The 23,200-nt window shown below is 70.5% G+C and carries 21 protein-coding genes and 2 CRISPR repeat arrays (1 of these 23 cut by a window edge); of the genes, 12 read left to right on the top strand and 9 right to left on the bottom strand.

The window, feature by feature from the left end; all coding sequences use genetic code 11:
• A CRISPR array of direct repeats spans nt 1-895; the repeat unit is 29 nt; unit sequence GGAGCTACCCCCGCGCGTGCGGGGACGAC (it extends 598 nt beyond the left edge of the window).
• Nucleotides 896-1,535: 640 nt separating this feature from the next.
• The gene (locus AC6I72_RS38565; protein WP_498006666.1) at nt 1,536-2,747 is read left to right on the top strand and encodes a UDP-N-acetylglucosamine--N-acetylmuramyl-(pentapeptide) pyrophosphoryl-undecaprenol N-acetylglucosamine transferase; all 1,212 of its coding nucleotides are present in this window, start codon (nt 1,536-1,538) and stop codon (nt 2,745-2,747) included.
• Here AC6I72_RS38565 and AC6I72_RS38560 read toward each other — a convergent pair.
• From AC6I72_RS38560 to AC6I72_RS38550, 3 genes are read right to left on the bottom strand one after another with little or no spacing between them, the layout of a single operon-like run.
• Nucleotides 2,701-3,882 (bottom strand): DegT/DnrJ/EryC1/StrS family aminotransferase, encoded by a 1,182-nt coding sequence (locus AC6I72_RS38560; RefSeq protein ID WP_498006664.1) that lies wholly within the window; start codon nt 3,880-3,882, stop codon nt 2,701-2,703. The two genes, AC6I72_RS38565 and AC6I72_RS38560, sit on opposite strands and share 47 nt — an antisense overlap.
• Nucleotides 3,879-5,108: an ATP-grasp domain-containing protein gene (locus tag AC6I72_RS38555; RefSeq protein WP_498006663.1), complete on the bottom strand. Its 1,230-nt coding sequence runs from the start codon at nt 5,106-5,108 to the stop codon at nt 3,879-3,881. Before AC6I72_RS38555 ends, AC6I72_RS38560 begins: the two co-directional genes overlap by 4 nt.
• The gene (locus AC6I72_RS38550) at nt 5,101-6,123 is read right to left on the bottom strand and encodes a dTDP-glucose 4,6-dehydratase (RefSeq protein ID WP_498006661.1); all 1,023 of its coding nucleotides are present in this window, start codon (nt 6,121-6,123) and stop codon (nt 5,101-5,103) included. The genes AC6I72_RS38555 and AC6I72_RS38550 overlap by 8 nt, the downstream gene beginning before the upstream one ends.
• 253 nt (nt 6,124-6,376) lie before the next feature.
• On the opposite strand from AC6I72_RS38550, the gene AC6I72_RS38545 reads away from it, so the two are divergent.
• Together AC6I72_RS38545 and AC6I72_RS38540 are read left to right on the top strand one after the other, a co-directional pair.
• The gene (locus AC6I72_RS38545) at nt 6,377-7,654 is read left to right on the top strand and encodes a helix-turn-helix domain-containing protein (protein ID WP_498006659.1); all 1,278 of its coding nucleotides are present in this window, start codon (nt 6,377-6,379) and stop codon (nt 7,652-7,654) included.
• A 724-nt stretch (nt 7,655-8,378) separates the two neighbouring features.
• Nucleotides 8,379-8,531 (top strand): hypothetical protein, encoded by a 153-nt coding sequence (locus AC6I72_RS38540; RefSeq protein ID WP_498006658.1) that lies wholly within the window; start codon nt 8,379-8,381, stop codon nt 8,529-8,531.
• 46 nt (nt 8,532-8,577) lie between these two features.
• On the opposite strand, the gene AC6I72_RS38535 is transcribed toward AC6I72_RS38540, so the two are convergent.
• The 6 genes from AC6I72_RS38535 to AC6I72_RS38510 all read right to left on the bottom strand — a co-directional run bounded on the left by AC6I72_RS38535 (nt 8,578) and on the right by AC6I72_RS38510 (nt 17,233).
• The gene (locus AC6I72_RS38535; RefSeq protein ID WP_498006656.1) at nt 8,578-9,213 is read right to left on the bottom strand and encodes a hypothetical protein; all 636 of its coding nucleotides are present in this window, start codon (nt 9,211-9,213) and stop codon (nt 8,578-8,580) included.
• 272 nt (nt 9,214-9,485) lie between these two features.
• Nucleotides 9,486-9,879: direct repeats of the CRISPR family, unit length 28 nt; unit sequence GAGCTACCCCCGCAGGCGCGGGGACGAC.
• Between the two features lie 669 nt (nt 9,880-10,548).
• Nucleotides 10,549-12,741: a hypothetical protein gene (locus tag AC6I72_RS38530; RefSeq protein WP_498006654.1), complete on the bottom strand. Its 2,193-nt coding sequence runs from the start codon at nt 12,739-12,741 to the stop codon at nt 10,549-10,551.
• 1,117 nt (nt 12,742-13,858) lie between these two features.
• Nucleotides 13,859-14,302, bottom strand: coding sequence for a GIY-YIG nuclease family protein (locus tag AC6I72_RS38525; RefSeq protein WP_498006653.1), 444 nt, complete (start codon nt 14,300-14,302; stop codon nt 13,859-13,861).
• Nucleotides 14,299-15,531: an NsdA family TPR-like regulatory protein gene (locus AC6I72_RS38520; protein ID WP_498006651.1), complete on the bottom strand. Its 1,233-nt coding sequence runs from the start codon at nt 15,529-15,531 to the stop codon at nt 14,299-14,301. The genes AC6I72_RS38525 and AC6I72_RS38520 overlap by 4 nt, the downstream gene beginning before the upstream one ends.
• A gap of 236 nt (nt 15,532-15,767) precedes the next feature.
• On the bottom strand, nt 15,768-16,478 hold the full coding sequence (locus AC6I72_RS38515; RefSeq protein ID WP_498006650.1) for a P-loop nucleotide/nucleoside kinase family protein: 711 nt from the start codon (nt 16,476-16,478) through the stop codon (nt 15,768-15,770).
• Nucleotides 16,475-17,233 carry a GntR family transcriptional regulator gene (locus tag AC6I72_RS38510; RefSeq protein WP_498006648.1) on the bottom strand — a complete coding sequence of 253 codons (759 nt, stop codon included), beginning with the start codon at nt 17,231-17,233 and terminating at the stop codon, nt 16,475-16,477. Before AC6I72_RS38510 ends, AC6I72_RS38515 begins: the two co-directional genes overlap by 4 nt.
• Nucleotides 17,234-17,578: 345 nt before the next feature.
• On the opposite strand from AC6I72_RS38510, the gene AC6I72_RS38505 reads away from it, so the two are divergent.
• The 9 genes from AC6I72_RS38505 to AC6I72_RS38465 all read left to right on the top strand — a co-directional run bounded on the left by AC6I72_RS38505 (nt 17,579) and on the right by AC6I72_RS38465 (nt 23,183).
• On the top strand, nt 17,579-18,424 hold the full coding sequence (locus AC6I72_RS38505; protein WP_498006647.1) for a hypothetical protein: 846 nt from the start codon (nt 17,579-17,581) through the stop codon (nt 18,422-18,424).
• A 158-nt stretch (nt 18,425-18,582) separates the two neighbouring features.
• Nucleotides 18,583-18,864, top strand: a complete 282-nt coding sequence (locus tag AC6I72_RS38500; protein WP_498006645.1) for a hypothetical protein — start codon at nt 18,583-18,585, stop codon at nt 18,862-18,864.
• A gap of 139 nt (nt 18,865-19,003) precedes the next feature.
• Nucleotides 19,004-19,390, top strand: coding sequence for a hypothetical protein (locus AC6I72_RS38495; protein WP_498006643.1), 387 nt, complete (start codon nt 19,004-19,006; stop codon nt 19,388-19,390).
• A 7-nt stretch (nt 19,391-19,397) separates the two neighbouring features.
• The gene (locus tag AC6I72_RS38490) at nt 19,398-19,601 is read left to right on the top strand and encodes a hypothetical protein (protein WP_498006642.1); all 204 of its coding nucleotides are present in this window, start codon (nt 19,398-19,400) and stop codon (nt 19,599-19,601) included.
• Nucleotides 19,594-19,770: a hypothetical protein gene (locus AC6I72_RS38485; RefSeq protein WP_498006640.1), complete on the top strand. Its 177-nt coding sequence runs from the start codon at nt 19,594-19,596 to the stop codon at nt 19,768-19,770. The genes AC6I72_RS38490 and AC6I72_RS38485 overlap by 8 nt, the downstream gene beginning before the upstream one ends.
• A 93-nt stretch (nt 19,771-19,863) precedes the next feature.
• Nucleotides 19,864-20,166 carry a WhiB family transcriptional regulator gene (locus tag AC6I72_RS38480; protein WP_498006638.1) on the top strand — a complete coding sequence of 101 codons (303 nt, stop codon included), beginning with the start codon at nt 19,864-19,866 and terminating at the stop codon, nt 20,164-20,166.
• A gap of 218 nt (nt 20,167-20,384) precedes the next feature.
• Entirely contained in the window at nt 20,385-20,576 is a 192-nt protein-coding gene (locus AC6I72_RS38475) for a DUF5999 family protein (protein ID WP_498006874.1), read from the top strand.
• Between the two features lie 107 nt (nt 20,577-20,683).
• A complete protein-coding gene (locus AC6I72_RS38470) occupies nt 20,684-21,055 on the top strand; it encodes a hypothetical protein (RefSeq protein WP_498006637.1) in 372 nt (123 codons plus the stop codon).
• A 79-nt stretch (nt 21,056-21,134) separates the two neighbouring features.
• Nucleotides 21,135-23,183 (top strand): coiled-coil domain-containing protein, encoded by a 2,049-nt coding sequence (locus tag AC6I72_RS38465; RefSeq protein ID WP_498006635.1) that lies wholly within the window; start codon nt 21,135-21,137, stop codon nt 23,181-23,183.
• Nucleotides 23,184-23,200 lie beyond the last annotated feature (17 nt).

Below are 23,200 nucleotides of genomic sequence, written 5' to 3'. Positions count from 1 at the left end.
GTTGTCGGTCGACGAGCTACCCCCGCGCGTGCGGGGACGACGTTGGAGAAGGTGCCTTCGCGGGCACCGACCAGGAGCTACCCCCGCGCGTGCGGGGACGACGACGCGTCCACCATGCGCACCCGGGCCCGGGAGGAGCTACCCCCGCGCGTGCGGGGACGACGCAGCAGACCCGCGCTGTGTGGTGTCGGCACGCGAGCTACCCCCGCGCGTGCGGGGACGACGACGCAGGCCTCCTACCTGACGACAACCACGAGGAGCTACCCCCGCGCGTGCGGGGACGACGTGGCGCCCTCGAAACTGGGGTCGGCGATCAGGGAGCTACCCCCGCGCGTGCGGGGACGACCGCAGCAGGCCGCCGAAGGTGGACATGCGCTGGGAGCTACCCCCGCGCGTGCGGGGACGACTACGTGGCCAGCACCCAGCCCTGACCGATCCGGGAGCTACCCCCGCGCGTGCGGGGACGACCCGATGTCCTCGACGATGACGGACTGGAGCACGGAGCTACCCCCGCGCGTGCGGGGACGACGGGCCCGAGACGTACGAGGGGTTGAGATCCCGAGAGCTACCCCCGCGCGTGCGGGGACGACAACTTGTAAGCGAACTACAAGTTCAACTGTGAGGAGCTACCCCCGCGCGTGCGGGGACGACCCGCTGGGCCCGGTGACCGTCGTCCCCTTCGGGGAGCTACCCCCGCGCGTGCGGGGACGACCAGCTCACCGCCTCCACCAAGACGTCGTCCACGGAGCTACCCCCGCGCGTGCGGGGACGACGGGTTCTGCCACCAGCCGAGTCCGGCCATCGCGGAGCTACCCCCGCGCGTGCGGGGACGACTTCTTCGTCGTCGTGTTCAGCGTGCCGTTCGTGGAGCTACCCCCGCGCGTGCGGGGACGACACTTCGTGACCTGCGGTGCTTCGACGTGGTCAGGTCATTTTGCTTTACCTCGTTTCTGGTCTGCCAGGGGGCTCTTGCCCGGATGAGCCACGACAGGTGCGGAGTTGAAGCCGACGAGGGACGGTCGATCACGACCAGTAGCGTGGGCAGACCAGTTCTGTTCCGTGGCGCCGCGCGAGAGGGGGCCGGCCCCAGCAGCCATCCGCTTTCCTCGCTCTACCACCAAGCCGTAGCTCGCCTCGGGAGGCCTCGGCACTCGAGGGCCCTGCGCCGTGGGTCTGCCCTGCGAGTGCAGGGACGACCGCCACCGATCCCGTGGGGAACCGGATGCCACCAAGGCTACTCGGGAACGACGGGGTCGGCCGTGGTCTCGGCCAGCCCGAGGTGCAGATCTTCATGCGTGCGGACAGCGACGCCGTGAACGCCCTCAATGGCGGCACAAGCAGGACGGGGACGAAAGCTATCACCATCGCCGCGGGCCGCATCACTACCGAGTGCACGGAGGCGTACCCGAAGTAGCACGGCGCGCGGACACAGGGCGGCGCGTGGCGGGGATTCACGAGAGGGTGCCGAGCGGGGGTGTTGTAGCCGCTACTGTGGCGGCTCGCCTGGATCTCCGTTTGTCTGAGGAGCAGTTCCCATGCCCGGTGCACCTTTCCGTCTCGTCGTCACGGGTGGCGGGACTGGTGGTCACACATATCCTGCGTTGACGGCGGTGCGTACTTTGCAGGTTCGGCTCGCCGGTATGGGCCGGGCGCTGGAGACTGTGTGGATCGGTACGGCTGACGGCCTGGAGGCGCGCGTCGCCCCGGCGGAGGGCATCGCCTTCACCACGGTGGCCACGGGCAAGATCCGCCGCTCCAAGAACCCGCTCAAGCTGGCGTCGCCGGCGAACGTCCGCGACATGGCCCGGGTGCCGCTCGGCGTGATTCAGGCGCGGCGGGCCATCGAACAGTTCCAGCCGGATGTCGTCCTCGCGACGGGCGGTTACGTTGCGGTACCGGCCGGGCTGGCGGCGCGGATGTGCCACCGGCCGCTCGTCCTGCACGAGCAGACGGTGCGCCTCGGATTGGCGAACCGGAAGCTGGCGGCGTCGGCGGCACGGATCTGTGTGTCCTCGGAGTCGACACTTGAGCTGCTGTCGGAATCGGCGCGGGCGGTAGCTGTGGTGACCGGCAATCCCGTGAGGCCCGAGGTGCTGTCCGGTCAGGCGGACCGGGCGGTCCAGGCGCTGGGCCTGTTCGGTTTCGACCGTCAGGTGCCGACCGTGTACGTCACCGGCGGGGCGCAGGGCTCGCAGCAGATCAACGATCTGATCAGCCAATCGCTGCCGTGGCTCTTGCGACAGGCGAACGTCATCCACCAGTGCGGTCCGGCGAACGAGGCGGGGTTGCGGGCGCGGGCGGCCGGGCTGCCGGCCGAGTTGGCGGGCCGCTACCACCTGGCCGGGTTCGTCAGCGGTGAGTTGCCGGATGTCCTGGCCTTGGCGGACGTGGTGGTGTCGCGCAGCGGTGCCGGGACGCTGGCGGAGCTGACCGCGCTCGGCAAGCCGGCGGTGTTCGTGCCGCTGGCGTCGTCGGCCGGGAACGAGCAGGTTCACAACGCGCGGCATCTGGAGGAGGCCGGAGCGGCGGTCGCGCTGACCGGTGAGGTGACGGCGGCCCGGCTGCAGGAAGCGGTGGGCCCGCTCCTGGCCGATGCCGACCTGCGGTGGGGCATGGCGGAGCGCGCCCGCGCGTACGGCCGTCCGGACGCGGCGGACCGGCTCGTGGACGAGCTCCTGTCCGCCGCGGCGGGTCAGCCGGTCACTGTGGGGGCTGGCCGGCGGGGAGAGCCGCCCTTGCCTCGGTGAGGGCTCCCACGGTCTTGAGGGCCCGGCCGAGGACGGTGACGACCTGGTCGACGTCGTCCTCGGTGAGGTGCTGGTGGAACGGCAGCGTCAGGACTTCCCGGCCGACTCGCTCGGTGGCGGGCAAGTCGCGCCGCCACTCGGCAAAGGCCGGCTGGAGGTGGTTGGGCGGGTAGTGGACGCCGACGCCGATACCGCTGGCCGTCATCTGCGCGTGGACCTCGTCCCGGCGCGGGATGAGGACCTGGCACAGGTGCGGCACGGAGCGGTCGGGGTCCACGTCGACCAGGTGCACGCCGTCCAGGCCGGCCAGCGCCCGCCGGTACGCGCGCCACAGGCTGCGGCGGGTCGTCTCGGCCTGCTGGAAGTGGTCGAGCTGGGCCAGGCCGATGGCGGCGTTGATGCCGGACATCTGGTAGCGCAGGCCGAAGCCGTCCACCTGATAGGTGGTCGTCCGGCTGCGTTCGGCCTGGGGCTGGACGACGCCGAGCATCCGAATGCGGCGGATCGTGGCGGCCTCGGCGGGGGTGCGGGGGACGACGATACCGCCCTGCCCGCAGGTCAGGTTCTTGATCGGGCCGAAGCTGAAGCAGGTGAGGCCGGTGGCGCCGACGCGGCGGTCGCCGTTGCGGGAACCGAAAGCGTGCGCTGCGTCCTCCACGAGACAGATGTTCCGGGCGTCCAGCTCCTTGCGGATCCGGGAGAGGTCGACGGCACGGCCGCCGAACAGGACCGGCAGCACGACGCGGGTGCGGTCGGTGACGGCGTCCATGACGAGCTGGTCGGTGACGCACAGCGTCGCCGGGTCGATGTCCACGAAGCGGGGGACGGCACCGACGGCCCGGACCGCCTGGACGGTCGCGCAGAACGTCAACGAGGGCACGACCACCTCGTGGCCAAAGCCGACGCCGGCGGCGAGCAGCGCCGTGTGCAGCGCCGCGGTGCCGGACATGACGGCGACGGCGTCACGGGCGCCGAGGAACGCGGCGATCCGACGCTCGAATTCCTCGGTGACCTCGGTGTGCCCGTACTGGCCGGCCGCCAAGACGCGGGCCACCGCGGCGGCCTCCTCGCCGTACAGGTACGGGGAAGCGTTGCGCCGTGTGTCCGGCGTCAACGGGCTGGTATCCGTGATCACCTCGCCTCCCTGACCGGCCGGATGACGGGTCGAATCAGCGCGCTGGCCGTCTCCAGGGCCGAGGACGCGTCCGCGACCGACGATCCGGCAGCGACGAGCATGCCGATCTTGTGACCGGACTGGTCATGCGGCCGTACCAGGTCGCCCGGCGTGGCGTACAGCTCGACGTCGGTGATCCCCGGGGTGGTGCGGGCTTCAGCGACTCCCTCCCACGTGACCAGCTCACCATCCACGGTGAGCGGAGAGCCGATCAGTTCCAGCGCCGCATGCCCGGTGCGCGTCGGCGCCAGGTGGCTGCTGAACGGCTCGCCGAGCGCGAGCGCGATGAGCGCCCGCACGACGTCCACGCCGTAGGCGGCGGCGAGCAGCCGTGGGACGCCGTCACCGCCGAGACGTGCGTTCGCCTCGATCAGGCGTTCCCGGCCGTCGTCCGCGCTGAGGACGGCATCAACGTTCGCCGGCCCGTCGATGATGCCGAGTGCACGGCAGACCCGTTCGACGGTGGCCTCGATCCGACGGTATGTCGCCGAGGGCAACTGGGTGGTGCGTAGCCGCCTGACGACGAAACTCCCGTCGACGAACTCCTTGTCTTTGATGCAGGTCATCAGCGCCCTGCCGCCCTGCATGAAGACCTCAATGGCCAAGGGGCGGCCTTCCAGGCATTCCTCAGCGATCACGGTCTGGGAAGCGGAGTAGGAGCGGGCACGGGCGACGGCGGCGGGCAGGTCGTCAGGCCGGGTGATGCGGGTGACGCCCTTGCTTCCTGACCCGTCCACGGGCTTGATCACGAGGGGAAAGTGCATCCCTGCCGCCTTCACGATGACCTGTTCCGGGTCGTCCGACGCCGTCCATCCGTATCCGGTGACGCCGCAGGACGCGGCGATCGCGTGGAAGACAGCCTTGTCCCCCGCCGCAAGGGCGCTTCTGGGATACACGTAGCCGGTGCCGTAGCGCACGCCCAGGGCGTGCCAACTGGCCAACGCAGCATCGCTCGCGCCGCCCACGATCCCGACAGGGCGCACGTCGCCCAGCGCGGCAGCGATGGCGTGGGTGTCCCGGGTGGAGATATGTAGGGCAGCGCCGGCGAACGGGAGCGCGGGAGCGTCCGCCCGCATGTCCACCGCGATGGTCGGGATCCCACGGCGCCGCGCCTCCTGGTACAGCGGGATCTGCTCCTCTGACGCGCCCAGCACGATCAGCGCGCCCTGTGGCCAGTGCTCAGACATGCTGCGGCTCCCCGACCGTGTCGAGGGTGATGCGCCGGGAGGGCAGGGCGGGCAGAGGACTGCGGCAGAGCGGCGCCCACCGGTCAGGGTTGCGCCGGTACCAGTCGGCGGTCTCCTCCAGCCCGGCCTGGAAGTCGTGCGCCGGCTGGTAGCCGAGGCCGGCCAGCTTGGACCAGTCCATGGCGTAGCGGAGGTCGTTGGACAGCCGGTCGGGGATGTAGGTGACGGAGTCCCAGTCGGCACCACAGATCCGCAACAGCTCCCCGGTCAGATCCCGGCTGCTCATGTCAGTGCCGCCGCCGACGTTGTAGACCTCACCGGGCTCGCCCCGGCGTAGGACAATCTCGACGCCGGCGCAGTTGTCCTCGACGTGCAGCCAGTTCCTCACGTGTTGACCGCGGTCGTGAAGGGCGACCCGTCCGCCGCGCAGCAGCCTCGTGAAGAACATCGGGATGACCTTTTCGGGGTGCTGGCAGGGCCCGTAATTGTTCGAGGACCGGGTGACGCAGACCGGAGCGCCGTAGGTGTACCAATAGCTGAGAGCGATCAAGTCGCTGGCCGCCTTCGACGCGGCGTAGGGGACGCTCGGTCGCAGCGGGTAACCCTCGGTGGCCGCGCCTTCCAGCAGCGGCCCATACACCTCATCCGTGGAGACGTGCACGAACTTCTCGATGCCGTGCCGCATAGCGGCGTCAGCGAGGATCTGCGTGCCGTGGACGTTCGTGGCGACGAACGTGCCGGCGGTCGCGAACGAGCGGTCGACGTGCGACTCAGCGGCGAAGTGGACGACCGCCGTGTGCCGGGTCATAAGGTCGTCGACCAGGTCGGCATCGCAGATGTCGCCGCGGACGAAGTCCAATTTCGGGCTGAGGAAGGCCTGTCCGAGATTGCCTGTGCTGCCCGCGTACGTCAGCGCGTCGAGGACGGTGACCTGTTCAAGGTCATCGGCGCCGAGCATACGCCGCACAAAATGAGAGCCGATGAAACCGGCTCCGCCGGTGACCAGCAGCTTCATGTGTGCCTCCGATGAGGATGACCGGCCGGCGGCACGAGTGGACCGCTTCTTGGAGGCCGGTCGAGGAAACACCCGGCTGTTGCCGGGTTCGGTCCTTACCATGGGGCCGGGCGTGGATGGCGCGGGAGGCTTCGGTGCGCGTCGGCACCCGGCGTGCGAATCTGGCACACGGTGTGCCTCCGCGCACCCCTCCCGGCGACGGCCGGGCGTCGATAGGTTCTCCAGCACCCCATCCAGGGGCCAAGGAGGTGCCATGGGCGCGGATGCTGAGATCGGTGCCTTGTTACGTGGGGCGCGGTGCGCTGCACGGCTCACCCAAACACAGGTCGGACAGGCTTGCGGCTACTCGGCCTCCGCGGTCTCCCGCATCGAGAGCGGGAAGCTGCGCGTGGACTACACGACTCTCCTACGGTTCGCCGCGTTCTTGGGGATCACACCCGAGCGCCTGCGTGCGTCCGCCACACCGGACGTCACCAATGCCGTTACGGTGGCGGCAGGTTGCCGTCCGGACGAGGAGGACGAGGTGCGTCGTAGGGAACTGCTCACGGGAGCGGTGGCAGCGGGAGCGGCGACCGCCCTGGGTACCGGCCCGGCCTCTGCCAGTACCGCGCCCGAGGGCCTGGAACTCTCGCTGTTCCGGCTGCCGCAGGCCGCCCCGGTACCGCTGCCCTGGCTTGTGGCCCAGGTCGCTGCCGCGCGCCGGGACTACTGCGCCACCGAGTACGCCAACCTCGGGCAGGCGCTGCCCACGCTGATCGCGGCCGCCACGGCCACACGGGACAACGCCTCTGGCCGGGCCCGTGACGAGGCGAACCTGACGCTGGCCCGCTCGTACGTGCTGGCCGCCGAACTCGCCAACAAGCAGCACAGCGACGCCGCATGGGTGGCCGCCGACCGTGCCCTGTCGGCCGCACGGTCCAGCGGTATCCCCGTCGCCGTCGGGGAGGCCTCCCGTCAACTGGCGATCGCCATGCGCCGCTCGGGCCGCTCCACCGCCGCGATGCACCTGCTGACGAAGGAAGCCGCCGACCTGGACCCCTCCCTCAATCAGAGCGGAGCAGTCCGAACGACGCTGCTGCTGACCGGCGCATACTCGGCTGCCACCGGGAGGGACCGCCCGTCGGCCCTGTCGCTGCTGGAACAAGCCGAGGAAGAAGCCGGCCGCAGGCCCGCGGTGCCGGGACTGTTCACCGTGGAGGCCACCCGCACCCAGGTGGACGCGTACCGGATCAGCGTGCTGAACGCACTCGGTACTCCGGATGAAGCGGTCAAGGTGGCGTCCAGGCTGAACGTGGACCGCATGCCCACGGCGGAACGGCGGGCACGGGCATGGACCGACATCGCCCGTATGTGGAACGCCCTCGGGGATGGCAAGCAGACTTTCGCCGCGTTGCGTCAGGTCGAGCATGAGGCCCCGCAGGAAGCCCGCCGGCCAGCACTTCGGGCGTTGACCGCCAGTCTGCTGTACGGACCGGTTCGGGTCGAGGGCGTCCGTGAGTTCGCGGCTCACACCGGCGCCTTGACCGTCTGAACTGCTCGGTCCCCCCACCGATGGTTGAGGGAGCCACCGGTGAATCGCCGGTGCACGTGGTGTAGCACCGGCCGCCAGGACAAAGCGGCCCAGGCCTCAACGGTGTCAGCGTCCAGCCGTGGCCCTCACCGCGCTGGCGACCACGGTGAGCGCCTTATGCAGCGCCTGGTCGAGGAAGGCGGCGGCACCCGGATCACGGGCTGGCCACGAGTCTTCGCCGAGAGCGTGACCGCGCGGACGAGTGAGGGGCGGAGCTGCCCGCGAGGCGGGGACCACGGGCGGGGGACGTCGACCTGGAGGCCCGGTCGGAACTACCCCCGCGCGTGCGGAGACGACACCAGCTCCCGGTAGAGCCCTGCATGCTCGGACGAGCTACCCCCCGCGTGCGGGAACGACAGACAGGTGAGGCAGAACAACATGAATCGCAGCGAGCTACCCCCGCGCCCGCGGGGGGACGACACCCCCGCAGGCGCGGGGCGACGAGGTTCGGAGATCGTGTCGAGCGCCTGGGAGCTTCCCCCGGCGTGCGGGGACGACCGCTCGCGCAGCTTGTCGCGCTCTTCCTGCAGGGAGCTACCCCCGCACGTGCAGGGACGACAGTCTGGAGATCCGCAAGCCGGACCGGCGCCTCGAACCACCACCCCCGCAGGCGCGGGGACGACTTGCTCACGCGTGCCTTCGGATCGTAGCGCCAGGAGCTGCCCCCACGGGCGCGGGAACGACGGTGCGCTCCGTTGTCCTGTTCACGATCGGCGGGAGCTACCCCGCAGGCGCGGGGACGACGCTGACGGACATCGGCATGGACGACGGCACGCCGCTCTGGCTCAGCCCGCGGACATTCCTCGAATTGGACTGGCCACCCGACGACGAGGAATGACAAGCGCCGCGCCCCTGCTTCGGCAGACGGCGAGGCGCTTCGTGCTCTACGGGCAGGCTTCCCCGAACTTGACCGCGGTGAGAGCGACAGGCTGCCCGTTCAGCGAGGCGCCTGCGGCCGGCTCCTGCCTGCACACTTGCCAGTTGCTCTCCACCAGGATGAACCGGTCCTCCGCGGAGGCGTCCTTCACGGTGAGGGATGTCCCCGAGTCCAGGGCGGCCCGCGCGGCCTTCACCGACTTGCCCTCGAAGTCCGGCATCCGACCGCCCTCGACCGTCGGCTCCTTCTCGTCCTTCGCCGGGCAGGGCTCCTCGAGTTTCACCGCACCGAAGTCGAGGGTGGTGTCCGTAGGCACCGTCTTCCCGGCGGCCACGTTCTGCGAGCACACCTTCCAGTTCCGGTCGAAAGCCTGCATGCGGTCACGGCCGAGCGCGTCATGCGACTTCAGCGAGTAGAAGCCGTCGGCCTGCGCGGTGTCCTGCGCGGACTGCAAACCCATGCCGACGAAGTTCTGCACCGTCTTCGACGCGGCTCTGGCTGGTTTGTCGTCCTTGGGCGGCGCGCTGCTGGGCGCAGTCGACGAGCTGCTGCTTCCGCTGGAGTTGGTGTCGGTCGGCTGGCAGGCGACGGTCAGGCTGGCGGCAGCGCAGAGCAGGGCAGCACTGATGATGCGTGTACGCACGGATCCCCCGGGTGAAGCGAGTACAGGCGGAACACGTTAGAGCACCTGTGAAGGAGACGTGAAACCGCGTCACCAGACCGTGATACAGCAACGTGCTCCCGCGCCTGCGGGGACGAACGCAGTGTGCAGGCTCGAGTTGAGGTGACCTCGCGAGCTACCCCCGCTCGTGCGGGGACGACACCAGGCGCTCGCCGAGCATGGTCACGTACCGGGAGCTATCCCGCAGACGCGGGGACGACCCCGGCACGGACGCCGAGCTCCTCGACGTCGAGGAGCTACCCCCGCGGGCGCGAGGACGACTGGCCAGGATCGCGCGGGCGGCGCGGACGACCGGAGCTACCCCCGCAGGCGCGGGGACGACACCGCCTCGTCGAGCCGCCGAGCCTCCCAGGCCGAGCTACCCCCGCAGGCGCGGGGACGACACCTTGTCGGCGCGGATCTGGACGTCGAAGCCCGAGCTACCCCCGCAGGCGCGGGGACGACTTCTCCCCCGAGGACATCCAGACCGCCGAGGGCGAGCTACCCCCGCAGGCGCGGGGACGACGTGGTCGGCGTGCGCCTTGTCCAGCCGTGCGTGGAGCTACCCCCGCAGGCGCGGGGACGACATGACGTACTGGGCCGGGAGCTTGCGGAGGAGCGAGCTACCCCCGCAGGCGCGGGGACGACACTTCGTGACCTGCAGCTTAGTCAGGTGATGAGGTCATTTTGCTTCACCTCTCTTTTGAGCCCTCTCGTCACGGGCGGCTGACGTCCGCGAAGGGAGGCCGTCCTCCTCGCGTGCACGCGCGCGGTCCGGCCGTTCATGTTCGGCTCGAAGGGCTGGCTCGCTGGGAAGCTCTACCCCCTGGGCAAGGCGCCGGCGAAGCGATCGCACCATCACTGCTGAAGGGGCTACCCCGCGCGTGCGGGGACGACCGACGGCAGACGCTCGTCTTGTTCCGCTGCCAGGAGCTACCCCCGCGCGCGGGGACGACACGTGACCCTCTGTCAACCCCCAGAAGGGATTGAAGCTACCCCCGCAGGCGCGGGGACGCACTTCGTGACCTGCAGCTTAGTCAGGTGATGAGGCTATTTTGCTTCACTTCCCTTCTTGGGCCCTACCTTCCGTCACGGGCGAGCTGGCCTCGTCGCCAATCAAGTGAGACTTCTTTGGCTGACGTCCGTGAAGCAGGCCATCCTCGCGAGCACACCGCGGTCCCGCCGCTCACACCCGGCTCGAAGGGCTCGCTCGCTGGGAACCTCTACCCGCTGGCCGTTGCCGTTCTTCCGAGCCGCTTCCATCGCGGCCCGCAGTGCGACCCCCGGCCAGATCGACGCCGGACGTCTCGGCACCGCTCATGCCTGCCTCCAGGTGGTGTAGCCGAGGCACAGGTGCCCGAGGCCAGCCAGGCGCTGCACCTGGGCGACGAACGCCCGGGTGAACAGGCGCTGCGCCGACAGCTCGCCGTACCGGTCGATGTGATCGAACACCAGCTGGTGGTCGGTGGCGGCCCTATTGCGCCAATACAGGACCTGCTCGCGGGTGAGCTCCTCGAGGACCAACTCTTGGTCGTCGTCGACGCCGGCGGGCTCCGGCTGTGCAGCCGGGACGACGACGGACGGGCGTGGCGCGGGCAGCACAACCGGGGCCACCGGCTCGTCGATGACGACGACGGCTGTCTGCGCGGCCGCGGCTTCGGCGCGGGCCTTGGCAACGGCGGCCTGCTGCTCCCGGACCTGCTCCCACCGGCGCGCCTTGGCCCACGCCTCGGCCGTCACGTCCTGGTGCAGCTGCTCCGCCACGGCCACGCGGCGCTCGTTCTCGGAGGCGCCGGGCATCGCGGCGTCTACGGCGGCCGCGACCGCGCGGCGCTGGGCACGACGGTCGATCTGCCGGTCCTCGCAGCGCGGGCAGTCCCGGCCGGAGTCGAGCAGAGCGCCCTCGTCGCACCGGGGCTCCGAGCACAGCTGGCGCTGCGGCAGGCCCCGGCCGATCAGCCAGCCCACCGGGTCCTTGATCGGCCTGGCCAGCCGCATCTGCTCCTCCAGGCGCCGGGCGAGCCGGTCGGCGAGGACCTGCGGTGCGTCTGCATGGCCGGCGAACCCGATCACCCGGGCCAGCTCGCTGCGGGCGGCGGCCTCCACCAGGCGGCGGGCGGCGGGACGCTCCAGCCGCGCCCATACCAAGTCGACCGGAGCCAGGACGGCCCGCAGGTCCTCCGGCGGCAGAGGCGCCCTGCCCCGCTGCTGCCTGCGCTGACCCTCGCCGCCCAGGACTCGCATCGGAGCACCGGCCACCGGCCCGCGGCCGTCGTTCTCGCCTTCGACGACCGGGGACTTCTCCCGCTGTTCCCCGCGGAGCGGGCCGCCGTCCTCGCGCACGCACCCGCGGTCCGGCAGACCGTGGTTCCCACCACGGCCTTCGCCGGAAAAGCCACCAGAGAGCGCAAGAGAACCACCGGCAGTAACCACAGAAGCGTGGAGAGCGTGGTGCTGTGCAGTTGCGGCGAGGTCTGCCAATCCGGCCGACTCGCCCTGTCCGGCACCCTCGATCCCAGTAACCACAACGGTCTCGCCCGTCTCCCCGGTCTCAAGATCTCCGAATGCAGTACCGGTGAGGTCTGAAAGCACGGACTTCGCCGCCCCGCGGGCCTCCCGCACGGCCACCCCGTGGGCCTTAGCAACCGGCACCAGACGCACCCGCGACTGCGCGTTCAGGCCCGACCCGGTCTCCTTGCGCACCACCTCCGCGACGCCGTGCTCCTCGAGGCGCTTGAGTACCTTCGCCCCGGCCGCCGCCGTGCAGCCCAGCAGCCGCGCGACCGTCGCCGCCGGACGCCCCCGGGACGTGTCCACCGAACCGGGGCACAGCTGCAGCCAGCCCGCCGACCCCGTCGTCAGCACCATCAACAACAGCCCGAGCCGATCCGTCGCCGCACCCCGGCCCGTACGACCGGCGAGCAGCCCGGCCGGGACGACCGGCTTGTCCTTCGGCGCCCACCCCGGACCGAACAACACCTCGCACAGACTCAGCAGCACCGCCAGCTCCGCACGGGACAACGCCAGCGGATGCCGCCGATCGCCGGCCTTCTGCGCCCGATACATCGGGATCACCCAGCACTCCAGCCCCGTCGCGTGCCCCAAGCTGTTGGTCGCGACATTCGAGCCGAGAAACCCGGCAGCGCGCAGCTCGGGCAGCACCGTGTGCGCGACCGTCGACTGCGACACCCCCAGCCACCGCCCGAGCTCCGCCGCCCAGATCGACGTCTCGAAGTTCTTGCGTACATCCGCCTTAGCGGTCAGCACCACCGACGCCAGCCGCGCGCCGTCCGACGCCCCGATCAGCGCCGGAGACGTCACCAACGCGCGCACCGCGGCGAGCAGCCGGGCCCGCATCGTCTTCGACAGCTGAAGCGGGTTGCCCAGCTCCAGCTGCGTGACCGGACCGGCCTGCGCCGGAACCGACCGCAGCCGACGACGCGACGCCCCGCTGGCGAACTTCATGCGCGGGCGCGGGAGCACGGCGGCTGACGCCGCCACGGTGCTCACCGGCCCACCCGGACGGACGAGAGAGAGATCATCTCGGCAGCCTTACGCAGGCCGCCTGTGGACAGAGTCCGCGAAGTGGCGAGACCCCCGATCCCTCCCGCCCGGCGGGAAGAAACTTTTGATCGCGTCCCGCCCCACGGGACGGGGCTCGGGAGCATCGCGGCGGCCGGCGCCGCCAGGAGGACAGGGGTCCCCCTCTCGGTATAGGTGCGCCGGATCGTGGGGCGTGTGACACTCCACACCGAAGAATCTTCGTGATTAATGCCGTGAACAGGGCAAACGAGGCGTGCGAATCCCGTCACGCGGGAAGCGGGGTGGGCTCGAACCGGTGTGAATCGGACATGGTCGAGCTGACAAGGGGACACCAGGTCGTGCACTATGGCGGGGACACCAACCTTCATATGGATCGCCCCGACCGCGACCAGGCCCCTGCCAAGGGACCCGACCACGGCCGAGCGCTCTGTGTGGACACCGATGCGGAGCCCCGAGCCCGACGGCCTGCCAAAGCTGCCGGAACCCGGGATGAAGCTGGTGACTCAACGGAGGCCCCCTGCCAAAGGGGCTCCTGGAGAGCCGAGGTGGCCCGCTTGCCAAAGCGGACCGGGTGGAGCAACCCGCTTGCCAAAGCGGGGTGGTGCTGGATGAAAGAAAGACCAGCTCGATGAGCTGGAGCCCAGAACCGGGGCCAACCGGGATCTGAGCGCCGACCTGGACGCTACGTCTGGTCGGAAGACGGGCCGCGCGAGGCCAGTGGATGCCAATCCACCATCGGCGCGCGCGGCCAATGGCCGCTAGGTCATGGCCGACCCCCTCGAATCCGAGAGCGGAGTCGGCGCATACCCAAAAGCGAGTCCGATGGCGTGATCGCAGAAGAGGAACGGCGTAGATACGCGTGCAGTTCCGCCGAGGCGGGTACTCTTCATCCCGCGATCACCTCCCATCAGGTGTCGCCCAAACGAGGCTTCGCCCCGTTCGAGAGCCCTGGAACCCTGCCCGGTCCTGGGGCTTTCGTCGTTTTCGATCTTCCACAGCCTAGCCCTACAACCCGACCCAGCTGTCAGACGAATTCGCGCAACGTCCGACGTGCCCGGAATGCCGAACCCACTAGACGGGAATGTCAGCTGGCGCATAGACACCGCCCGGCTTCCTTCCAGGTGGGGCACTCCCGCTCCACCCGCTCGTACACACTCGGCGGGTCGTCCGGCATCCACTGAGACATCTCCTCAAGGGAGACGTGGTCGTAGCGCAACTTGTGCACCGGCTCCCGGCGTCCGGTGCGCTCGCCTTCCTCCACCTGCGCGACCTTCACAAACGGGCTCACGACCGTCACCGGATCCGGGCCGAGGTCGAACCACTCGCCGTGACGGCGCTTGTCGGCGAACCGGCGGTGAAGTTCAGCCTCGACGATGGCACCACCCTCGAAGACTGCGAGCAACCCTAGGGGCACGGGTGAACCCGTCTGTAGGTGACGGAGGCGCCGCGCCGGGTTGTCAGTCCAGCCGATCTTCACGAGTGGAGAGTCGGGCGAGCCGATCAGATAGACCCGGTCTGTGCCAGTCACTGGCCACCTCGCAGTTCGCGGAGGTGAGCGATGAACTCCTGGGCCTCGCTGGCGTGGGCGTAGTGGGACTGGAGAGCCTGCCCGAGGTCAGCGGCCACCATCGCGAGCGAGGGCAGGGACTTCCGGTCGCCGGCGAGGGCCTTCTCCCCGTACGCGAGTGCAGTGTCGAGATCGCCTTCCCGGGCCGCGACGACACCGAGGGTGACCCGGGCCTCCGCGTTGCGCATGGGCGAGCGCTCCGTGCCGTCGAAGTCCGTCCCGGCCCGGATCACCTGGTTCGCCAGCTGCTCCGCGAGGCGGTTCTCCCCCACCCGGCGCAGCGCGTCCATCCTGTAGAAGTCGTACTTGCCCGGGTCGACGATGAAGTGGTCCTCGATGTTCTCCGGGTACGGCAGGCGCTCCAGGAGCTGACGGCCCTTGTCCAGCGCCACCTCTGTCTGCGACCGATCCCCCAGCCGCGCCCACGCCTTGGCCTGCTGCGCGTACAACTGCGCGGCCACGCTCTCGTTCGGCGCCACGGCGATGCCGGCCTCCGCGGCCGCGATGACACCCCGGTAGTCGCCCCGGGTCAGGGAGAACCAGGCGCGCATCTCGTGCGCCCAGCCCTGCACGCTCAGATCGCCGGCCTCCTGACCGAGCATCAGCGCGGCCTGCCGGGTTGCCTCCGCGTCGCGCGGGCGCCCGGAGTCGTACTCGACACAGCCCACCAGGAGGGCCAACTTCCCGGCGAGGGCGACGATCTCACGGTGCTGTGCCAGGTTGACCCGCTGGTGCTGGAGACCGACGACCCGCGCCAACCATGCCTTGCCCTCCGTGAGCAGCTGGTCGGCGGGCATGTACGCGTACTCGCAGCACAGTCGGTCCGCGGTGATCCGCAGGGCATCCAACGTCGCGACGTCCACGTCCGAGGCTCGCAGCCGCGCGATGATGTCTACGGTGTCCATGCCGCTGACCTGCAAAATCTCGGAGCGCCCGTCACGGCGAGACCGTTCCGGGAAGAACGCGCCGGTCGTCGTGCCGAAGGTCTGAGCGATCGCCGACCGGTACTTCGTCGGCTGAGCCTCGCCCGCCTCCCACCGCTTCCACTGCCGGAGCAAGTCCTGCTCGCTCACGACTTGGTCGTCCGGGAGCCGAACCATCAGCGCGCGCACCGCGTCGGTCTGCGACCAGTCCCGAGCAGCGCGCTCCTCCACCATCCGGCGAGCCCAGTCAGGACGCTCGTCAGCCATCGCGATCCCCTTCCCCGTACGGTCCAGCGGGGCAGCCTGCGCCCCGACAGGGTGATGCCTGCGGAGCGGAAGCCGGCCCTTCTACGGCCGAGCATGGCACGGCCCCTTGATCGCGCGGAGGTGACAAGTAGTGGTGACATTCCGAATGTCACCGGGTGCTGTCACTTTCCGCAGCCGCCGTACCCGAGCACGGTCATGGTCATTGAGTGCCGGGATATGTGCGTGGGAGGTAGAGATCAATGCGGGCCGCCATCCGTGGAGGGACGTGCACGGCGGAGCGCCGCCAGCACGTTTTCGGGGTGACCGTCGTACACGATGTGCGGCTCATCGGCAGTCGGCGGGTGGAAGCGGCCCGCGTGCCTGATCAGGTCTGCCTCGCTGAACTCGATGCTGTTCGCGTCGACCAGCGACTGCGCGTTGCGCTTCTGGATACGGTCCCAGCGCACCTCATGCGGCACCGGCAAGTAGATGAGGACAGGCTCGCCACCGGCCTCCATCACGGTCGCTGCCCACTGGCCTCGCTCTTCCGGAGTCCAGAGGCCGTGGTCGACCACGACCTCGTGTCCGGCTGCCAGGAGCTCCTGGAGCTCAAGGGCGATGTCCTTGAGTACAGGGGCCTCCCGCACCTTGAACTGCCCACGGGGGAAGTCCCTGCCGTAGTGGCCGTAGCGGCGGAACATCTCCTCATCAGGGCACAGGCGCCGGAAACCGGCCTCCTCCAGGGCGCGGGCGAGGGTGGTCTTGCCGGAGCCCTGGAGGCCGGACATGAGGATCGCGCGAGGCGCGGGGCCCGGCTGGCCGGACAGTGCGGCGGTGATGCGCGTGATTTCGAATCGTCCTTCCGGCATGAGGGTGTCGGCGCGCTCGGCTCGGAGGAGGTGCTCGAGGCGGGCTTCGAGGCAGGAGACGAGCGTGTCGTCCAGTACAGCGGCGTCGGACGTGGTCATCGCTGCACCTCTGAGGTCGTGCGGCGGGTGCGGCCCGGGGCGCCCAGGTCCACGCCGTACTCCAGCAGTTCGCCGTCGGCGTCCAGGAAGCGTGCGGTCAGTACGAGGATCGCGGCGACGGTATGGGCCTCCAGCTCCAGGAGCTCGAGGTCGTGGTCGGTCGCGATGCGAGCCGTCTCCTCATCCACGCGCTTAACGACGTGCCGCCCGGTGGCCCGAGCAATCAAGTCGAGCGACAACCCGCCATTGAGCCGCTCGCTCCGCGCCAGATCGGGCACGGCCTGGGCGAACTCCGCCGGGATCCATGACGTGGAGTGGGAGACGATTCCATGACCGTCTCGGTAGACACGGCTACGGCGAATCACGTCGTCACCAGGCGAAATGCCCAGCACGTAAGCGACGTCTTCGGGAGCCTTGACTATGCCGGCGGTGTGGCCGGATGACTTCTCGCCGACGCCCCACGACGACTGCGTCTTGCTACTGCGGTCGTGGCGCTCAGCCCCGGAGGACAGCGAGATGGGGCGCGCCATCACCTCGGTACCGACACCCGGGATGCCCTGCACGAGCTTCTCCTCGCGCAACAGGCGCATGGCCCGGTCCGCAGTGGCTGTGCTGACCTCCCACTGGGTCGCCAGCGCCTTGATGCTGGGCAGGAGGTCACCCGGCAAGAGCTGCCCAGAGCTGATCAGGTCGCGGTAGTGGCCCGCGATGCGCGCGTACGGCGGCCGATTGTCGGCTCGGGGTGGCCCTGACATGTGCCTTCGCCTCCTTCAAATTCCCTCTGGATGCCTCACTATACCGCTTGACACCTGAGGGTACCTGAGGCAACCTGATGTATGTAAAGCGTCGGTGATCCTCCGGGAGCACCGAGTGAGCACCGCAGCAGCAGATCGCCACCTCGGTGGCCGGAGTCCAAAGCCCTAGCCACCTCGGTGACCAGGGCCCGAGGCACCTCTAACTCCTCCGCCCATGGTCTGCAGCGAGTACCACCCCGCAGCGCTGATGCGTTGTCTGTCCTTCAGGACACGGTTCGCCGTGCGGCCTGGAGGGCGGAGAGAGCACCTGCGATGCACTCCTGCCACTTCGTAAAAGGAGCCTTCATGCCTACGCGACCCCGTGATCTCACCGCTCAGAAGCGTTCCCGCCGGGTCCGGTCCCGCGCCATCAGCACGCTCCCCCCGCTGGTCGTCTCCAGCCTCAAGCCGCATGAAGTCGACCTCGCGTACTCCACGCTGGTCTGCCCCACCTGCCGCACCTGGGTGCCGATCAACGCGCCGCACAGCGCGCGGCCCAAGCTCGTGCCCCACCACACGGAGAAGGCTGGCACCGAAGACCCGATCCGCTGCCCCGGCAGCCACCGCCTGGTCACCATCAACCTCACCGTCGACCAGTGGTTCCGGAGGCTGGAAGAAGGCCTCACTCAGACCGCCGGCCGACGCTCCACCCGCGTGATCCGCAAGCCGAAGACCGGGTCGACCCCCGCCGTCATGCAGATCGTGGGCGGCGCCGTCGACGACAAGACGGCCCGCAAGCTGGACGAAGCGCACGTCCGGGGCTGCTCGGTCTGCTCCATCAAGGACGACAAGGGCAACATCCTGCGCGCCGTCGACCTCACCTCCCGGTGCACGGACGGCCGTCGCCTGGCCCAGCTCGCCGCGCACACCAAGCGCCTCGCCCCCGCCCGCCGCAAGGCACAGATGGACCGTGAGGACTGGAGCGACCGCCGCGCGTGGGGCCTGCGCCGGCTGCACGAGCAGCAGTGGCAGAACGTCTCGGAGTCGGTTGCCGACGCTGATCTCCGGCGCGTACGCGACACGCTGACCGCGCTGATCCAGACCCTCAACCCGCGCAAGGCCGACGCTCCGTCGCTCACCGACTGGGAGCGCGCCGGCCTGATGAGCGCGATCACTCTCCTGGCGACTCAGGAAGAGCAGCTCACCCGGTAGGACTGCACGACGAACGACCACGGCCCCGGCCACCCCGCAGAGGGGTGGCCGGGGCCGTGGCTGCTCGTGCAAGCAGTCAGCTTCCCATCTGGGGAGTGCTTGCGGCAGCCCCGAGGAGTAGGGCCTCGGGGTTGTCTAGGACCTGACTGGAGGACCTGATGCCCCTCAACTTCGCACTGCAGCCGACCTCGTGGGCGGTGGTACCCGACGTGACGTCTCTGGACCGCAAGGCGGTTGATGCTGTGCGCCAGCTCCAGGCGGACATCGTCCGCGCTGGGGCGCTGCACGACCCGGCTGGCATGACCGACGACGACATCGCGCGCGTCACAGACAGCGCGTACGCGGCTCGGCAGGCCATCGAGGCGGCCGGGATGGACACGGCTGAGGCAGTCGCTGCTGCCCGCCGCAGCAGCAGTCAGTCCTGGAGGGCTGAGGTCTGACGACCGCCACGGTCCCTCTCCACTCCGATGCCTGCATGGGGTGGAGACGGGCCGTGGTCGGCCGTCCGGCCGGTCACTGGCGACGGCCCCGGAGCTCCACCTCCGGGGCCGTCAGTACAGGAACTGCAGAGGAGTCCCTGTGATCGACAGCATGACACGCCCCCGCCCCGGCCCGGCAGACGGAGGTGCTGCCCGTCGTCTCGGGCAGCACCTCCTGGCCGTCGTACGCGCCCAGGACGCGAGGGTCCCCGCCGACCGTCGCGTGCCGCGCACGGCAGCGGAGATGCGCGCTCGCCTCGCCGAGCGCACCGGGCAGGCGGCCACGATGCGGGACGATGCCTGCCCGCTGTGCGCGCGGTGGTCCTGCGACGGCACCGACTGCCCGCCCTCGGCCGCCCCCTCCCCCGCCCAGATGGCCGTGCCCGCACCGGCCGGTGCCTCGGGGCAGTGCAGCGAGTGCGGCGGCACGTTCGAGGACTTCAACGGCGGCGTGTGCACGGCCTGCAGGGCCCTCGGTCGCGGATAGGGCCTGGATGCCGCACCTCATACACGTGGCCCGCGCAGCGCAGCACCGCGCCGCGCGGGCCGCGTCCGTCATCGGCTCCGCCCACCCGCTGACCCGGCTGCTGCTCGCGGCCGCCGCTCTGGCCGCCGCAGCCGCCTGGGAAGCGGGCCACCGGGTGACCGACCTCCACCACCCCACCCGCCGGCACCACGAAAGAACTCCTCGTGTCTGACGACCTCTACCAGCGCTACATGGCCGCGCACCGCGCCCAGCGGGCGCACACCGACGCCTGCACCGCCTGCACCGTCACCACCCGCTGTTCCGACGGACAGCGGGTCTACGACCGCTTCGTCCGGTTGCAGGACGCCTACCTCGCTCAGCAGAGGAAGCGGCGGGGCTGATCCCGCTCCGCCCGCCGCATCACGCAACAGCCCCGGGGTGGCCGCCCCGGGGCTGTCTCTTCGCTCTGTACCTGGACCTTCTGGGAGGCCCTGATGAACCGCTCCATCGTACGCACCAGCTACGCCCCCGCCGCCGACCTGCCGGTCAACACCAACTGGCGCCAGCGCAGCGCCTGCCAGAAGGAGGACCCCGAGCTGTTCTTCCCCATCGGCAACACCGGGCCGGCGCTCCAGCAGATCGCGGAAGCCAAGTCGGTGTGCCGCAGGTGCCCGGTGCTGGAGCGCTGCGCCGCCTGGGCGCTGATGACCGGCGAGGCCCATGGCGTCTGGGGCGGGATGAGCGAGGACGACCGCCGTCGGATCCGGCGCCGCGCTGCCCGCCGTCGCGCCGCCTGACTCCCGCTGCACGGGAGGAGCGGGCAAGTCCTGGCCCGCCCCGCAACACCCCGGGGTCCGGCTGTCCGCTCAACGGGCAGCCGGTCCACTCGCGTGTCTCCAGCCCGGAACAATCCCGGGATCCTTCCTCCCTCACAGGAGAGCCCATGCGTAGCAGCACCCAGTTCGACACGACAACGACAACGACAACCGGCGCCGGCACTCGGCTGCCGAACTCGCTGTGCACGCACACCCCGAAGTGCCCTGCGGCAGACAGTCCCGACGCTGAGGCCGCGCACGTCGTGGCGGCCCATCCGGAGCAGGGTTGGAGCCTGCTCTGCAACGGCGTCCTGCTCTTCGAGGACACCGGCGAGCTGCTCCCCGACAGACGCGTCGTCGCTCCGCACCGACCCGTCGCGGTCCTGGCCTGACGGCTGCCTGATCCGCCCGCACCGGCCGCCCACCAACAGTGGCGGCCGGGTCGGGCGGTGACGGGGAGCCGGATAGTCCGGACCGCGTGATCCGTGAGGAGCTATAGATGCCCTTCTCCACCCCCGCCCGCACCACGACGGCCACCGCGTTCAAGGTCGACGACTTCGTGCTGTACCGCGACCCCGAGAAGTTCTGGCGCGGCGAGCCGGGCCACACGTTCGTCTGCCGCGTCAGCAGCGTGGTGCGCTTCATCTGCGGCGAGAACCGCTACAACCTGCTGCCGGTGACGGGCGGCCTGGTCCGCGAGGTGCAGGGCGACTACCTGCGGCTGCTGCCGCCGGCCGACGCGATGCGCGACATCGACACCGCCCCGCTGAACGGCGACGACGCTGCCGACGGCATGACCGCGGCCGCGATGGCCTGGCTCGCCCAGCAGGCCGCCACCGCCAACCGGCGCCCGGAGCTCCCGCCTCACTGACCCCCTCAACCGTTGCCGGGCTGCCGTCCCTCCCCCGAGACGGCGGCCCGGCAGGCGCACACCAGAAAGGACCTCTCCTGTGAGCACCCGACGCCAGCCCGCCCGCAAGGCTCCCGCCAAGAAGACGACGACTAGGGCCAAGACCACCGCGGCGGCCACCAAGACCACCGCGACGGCTGGCCCGAGCGAGGCCGCCGACACGACGGTGGCCGCCGAACCCGCCTCCGCCCCGGCGCCGGTGCCGGTCCCGGAGGTCGACACCGAGGCGATCGTGACCGCCGCCCGCGCGGAGGCTGACCAGCTGCTGGCCGCCGCGCGCACCGAAGCGGAGGACCTGATCGCGCAGGCCCGCCAGCAGAGCGCCGACGCCGAAGGCGCCGCGCAGAAGGCGCGGGCGGAGGCGGACAGCATCCTCTCCGTCGCCAAGGACCAGGCCGACCGGATGCGCAAGCTCACCGAGGAGCAGATCGCTTCGGCGGAGGAGACCGTGCAGCGGGCCCGCACGATCGCCGACGGCGACCTCGCGGCGGCCGAGCAGACCCTCGCCCGCCGCCGCCAGGCCGCGGAGAAGCTCCAGGCCGAGGCCGAAGCGGAGGCCGCCCGGATCGTGGAGGCCGCCCGCGCCCGCGCGGCGCAGATCCGCACCGAGGCCGAGCAGGACAAGGACCGCGTCCAGGCCGAGGCCGACGCCACTGCCGCGCACGCCGCGCACCTGGTGGAGGAAGCCAAGCAGCGGGCCGCTGACCTGGTGGCCGCTGCCGAGGACGACGCCCGCGTCCGCCGCGAGGCCGCCACCGAGATGCGCCAGCAGGCGGAGAAGGATTCCGAGCAGCTGCGCACCCAGGCCCGCGAGGAAGTTGTCACGGCCGAAGAGGACGCGGCGAGGATCCTGGACCACGCCCGCGGCCAGGCCGCCGAAGTGCTCCGCGAGGCGGAGCAGGACGCCGACGACACGCGCGGCGAGGCGCAGCAGGTCCTCGAGGCCGCGCAGGCCCGCGCGGAAGAGGACGTCCTGAAGGTCCGCTCCATTGCGGAGGCCAAGGCGGCCGGCGCCATCTCCAGCGCGGAGGCCGCCGCGTCCGAGCGGATCACGGCGGCTGAGAAGGAAGCGGGCCGCCTGGTCGCCGACGCCAAGCGGGAAGCCGAGCAGGTCCGCAACCGCGCCCGTGCCGAGGAACAGAGCGCACAGGCGGAGCTGGAGGCCACCCGCGCGGAGGTCACCGCCGCCCAGGCGCTCATCGCGAAGCAGGAGAAGAGGAAGAACGTCGTCAACACCTGGGGGCCGCGCGTGGCCCTGGGCGCGACGATCGTCCTCACCGCCTCCGGCGAGTTCGCCCTGGCCAAGCTGAGCGGCTGGCCCGCAGAGGTCGCCTGGGCGCTGCCGCTGGCGATCGACGTCTACGTCGTGCAGGCATTCCGCCGGCACCGCGACGTCGCGGGCGCGCTGATCCTCATGGTCGCCGCGAACGCGATCTACCACCTCGCGGACGCCGGACTGGTCGGCGTCGACAAGACGGGCGACCCGCTGTGGTGGCTCATCGTCGGCGTCGCCGCCATCGCCCCCTGGGTGATGTGGCGCATCCACCAGATCACCAAGGAGCCCAGTGAGACGGACTCCGGTGAGACCGGCACCACGGACGGCGCCAGGCCGGATGAGACCACGCCCACCGCGCCCGCCGGTGAGACCGAGCACACCCGGGCCGCCGATCTCAACGGCTTCGGTGAGACGGTTCCCCACCCGCGCACCGCCCCGGCACTCGGTGCTGAGACGGGCGAGGGTGAGACCCGCCGGGAGCTTGAGACTGGTTCCGCTGAGACGAGCGGCTCGGTGAGCACGCCTGAGACGGCGTCTCACGCGCGTGAGACGCGCAGGTCAGACGGTGAGACGCCCTCTTCGGGCAACGGCGCGAGTCCGCTTCCGCTGCGCTCCGGTGAGACCGGCCGCCCCGCGCTCGCCCGGGACGCTGAGATCGAGGGGCAGATCACCTCGCTGCTCAGTCTCATGTACCGGCGCCAGGGCGCGGAGACCGTCTCAGTGGACGAAGCCAAGGACGTCCTCGGTGTCTCACGCGCCACCGCCGGCCGCCGCCTTGAGATCGCACGGACCCGCTTTCGCGACGTCTCGTGAGATCGCAGAGCATCAAG

The organism is Streptomyces sp. Xyl84, from assembly GCF_059731885.1.
This window is presented reverse-complemented; position numbering and strand designations above follow the sequence as displayed.

Excerpts from the sequence above, each read along its gene's own strand:
- AC6I72_RS38550 (WP_498006661.1), bottom strand. The coding sequence starts at position 6,123 with ATGAAGCTGCTGGTCACCGGCGGAGCCGGTTTCATCGGCTCTCATTTT.
- AC6I72_RS38490 (WP_498006642.1), top strand. The coding sequence starts at position 19,398 with ATGCCGCACCTCATACACGTGGCCCGCGCAGCGCAGCACCGCGCCGCG.
- AC6I72_RS38510 (WP_498006648.1), bottom strand. The coding sequence starts at position 17,233 with ATGTCAGGGCCACCCCGAGCCGACAATCGGCCGCCGTACGCGCGCATC.
- AC6I72_RS38470 (WP_498006637.1), top strand. The coding sequence starts at position 20,684 with ATGCCCTTCTCCACCCCCGCCCGCACCACGACGGCCACCGCGTTCAAG.
- AC6I72_RS38515 (WP_498006650.1), bottom strand. The coding sequence starts at position 16,478 with ATGACCACGTCCGACGCCGCTGTACTGGACGACACGCTCGTCTCCTGC.
- AC6I72_RS38520 (WP_498006651.1), bottom strand. The coding sequence starts at position 15,531 with ATGGCTGACGAGCGTCCTGACTGGGCTCGCCGGATGGTGGAGGAGCGC.
- AC6I72_RS38505 (WP_498006647.1), top strand. The coding sequence starts at position 17,579 with ATGCCTACGCGACCCCGTGATCTCACCGCTCAGAAGCGTTCCCGCCGG.
- AC6I72_RS38555 (WP_498006663.1), bottom strand. The coding sequence starts at position 5,108 with ATGTCTGAGCACTGGCCACAGGGCGCGCTGATCGTGCTGGGCGCGTCA.
- AC6I72_RS38565 (WP_498006666.1), top strand. The coding sequence starts at position 1,536 with ATGCCCGGTGCACCTTTCCGTCTCGTCGTCACGGGTGGCGGGACTGGT.
- AC6I72_RS38480 (WP_498006638.1), top strand. The coding sequence starts at position 19,864 with ATGAACCGCTCCATCGTACGCACCAGCTACGCCCCCGCCGCCGACCTG.
- AC6I72_RS38500 (WP_498006645.1), top strand. The coding sequence starts at position 18,583 with ATGCCCCTCAACTTCGCACTGCAGCCGACCTCGTGGGCGGTGGTACCC.
- AC6I72_RS38545 (WP_498006659.1), top strand. The coding sequence starts at position 6,377 with ATGGGCGCGGATGCTGAGATCGGTGCCTTGTTACGTGGGGCGCGGTGC.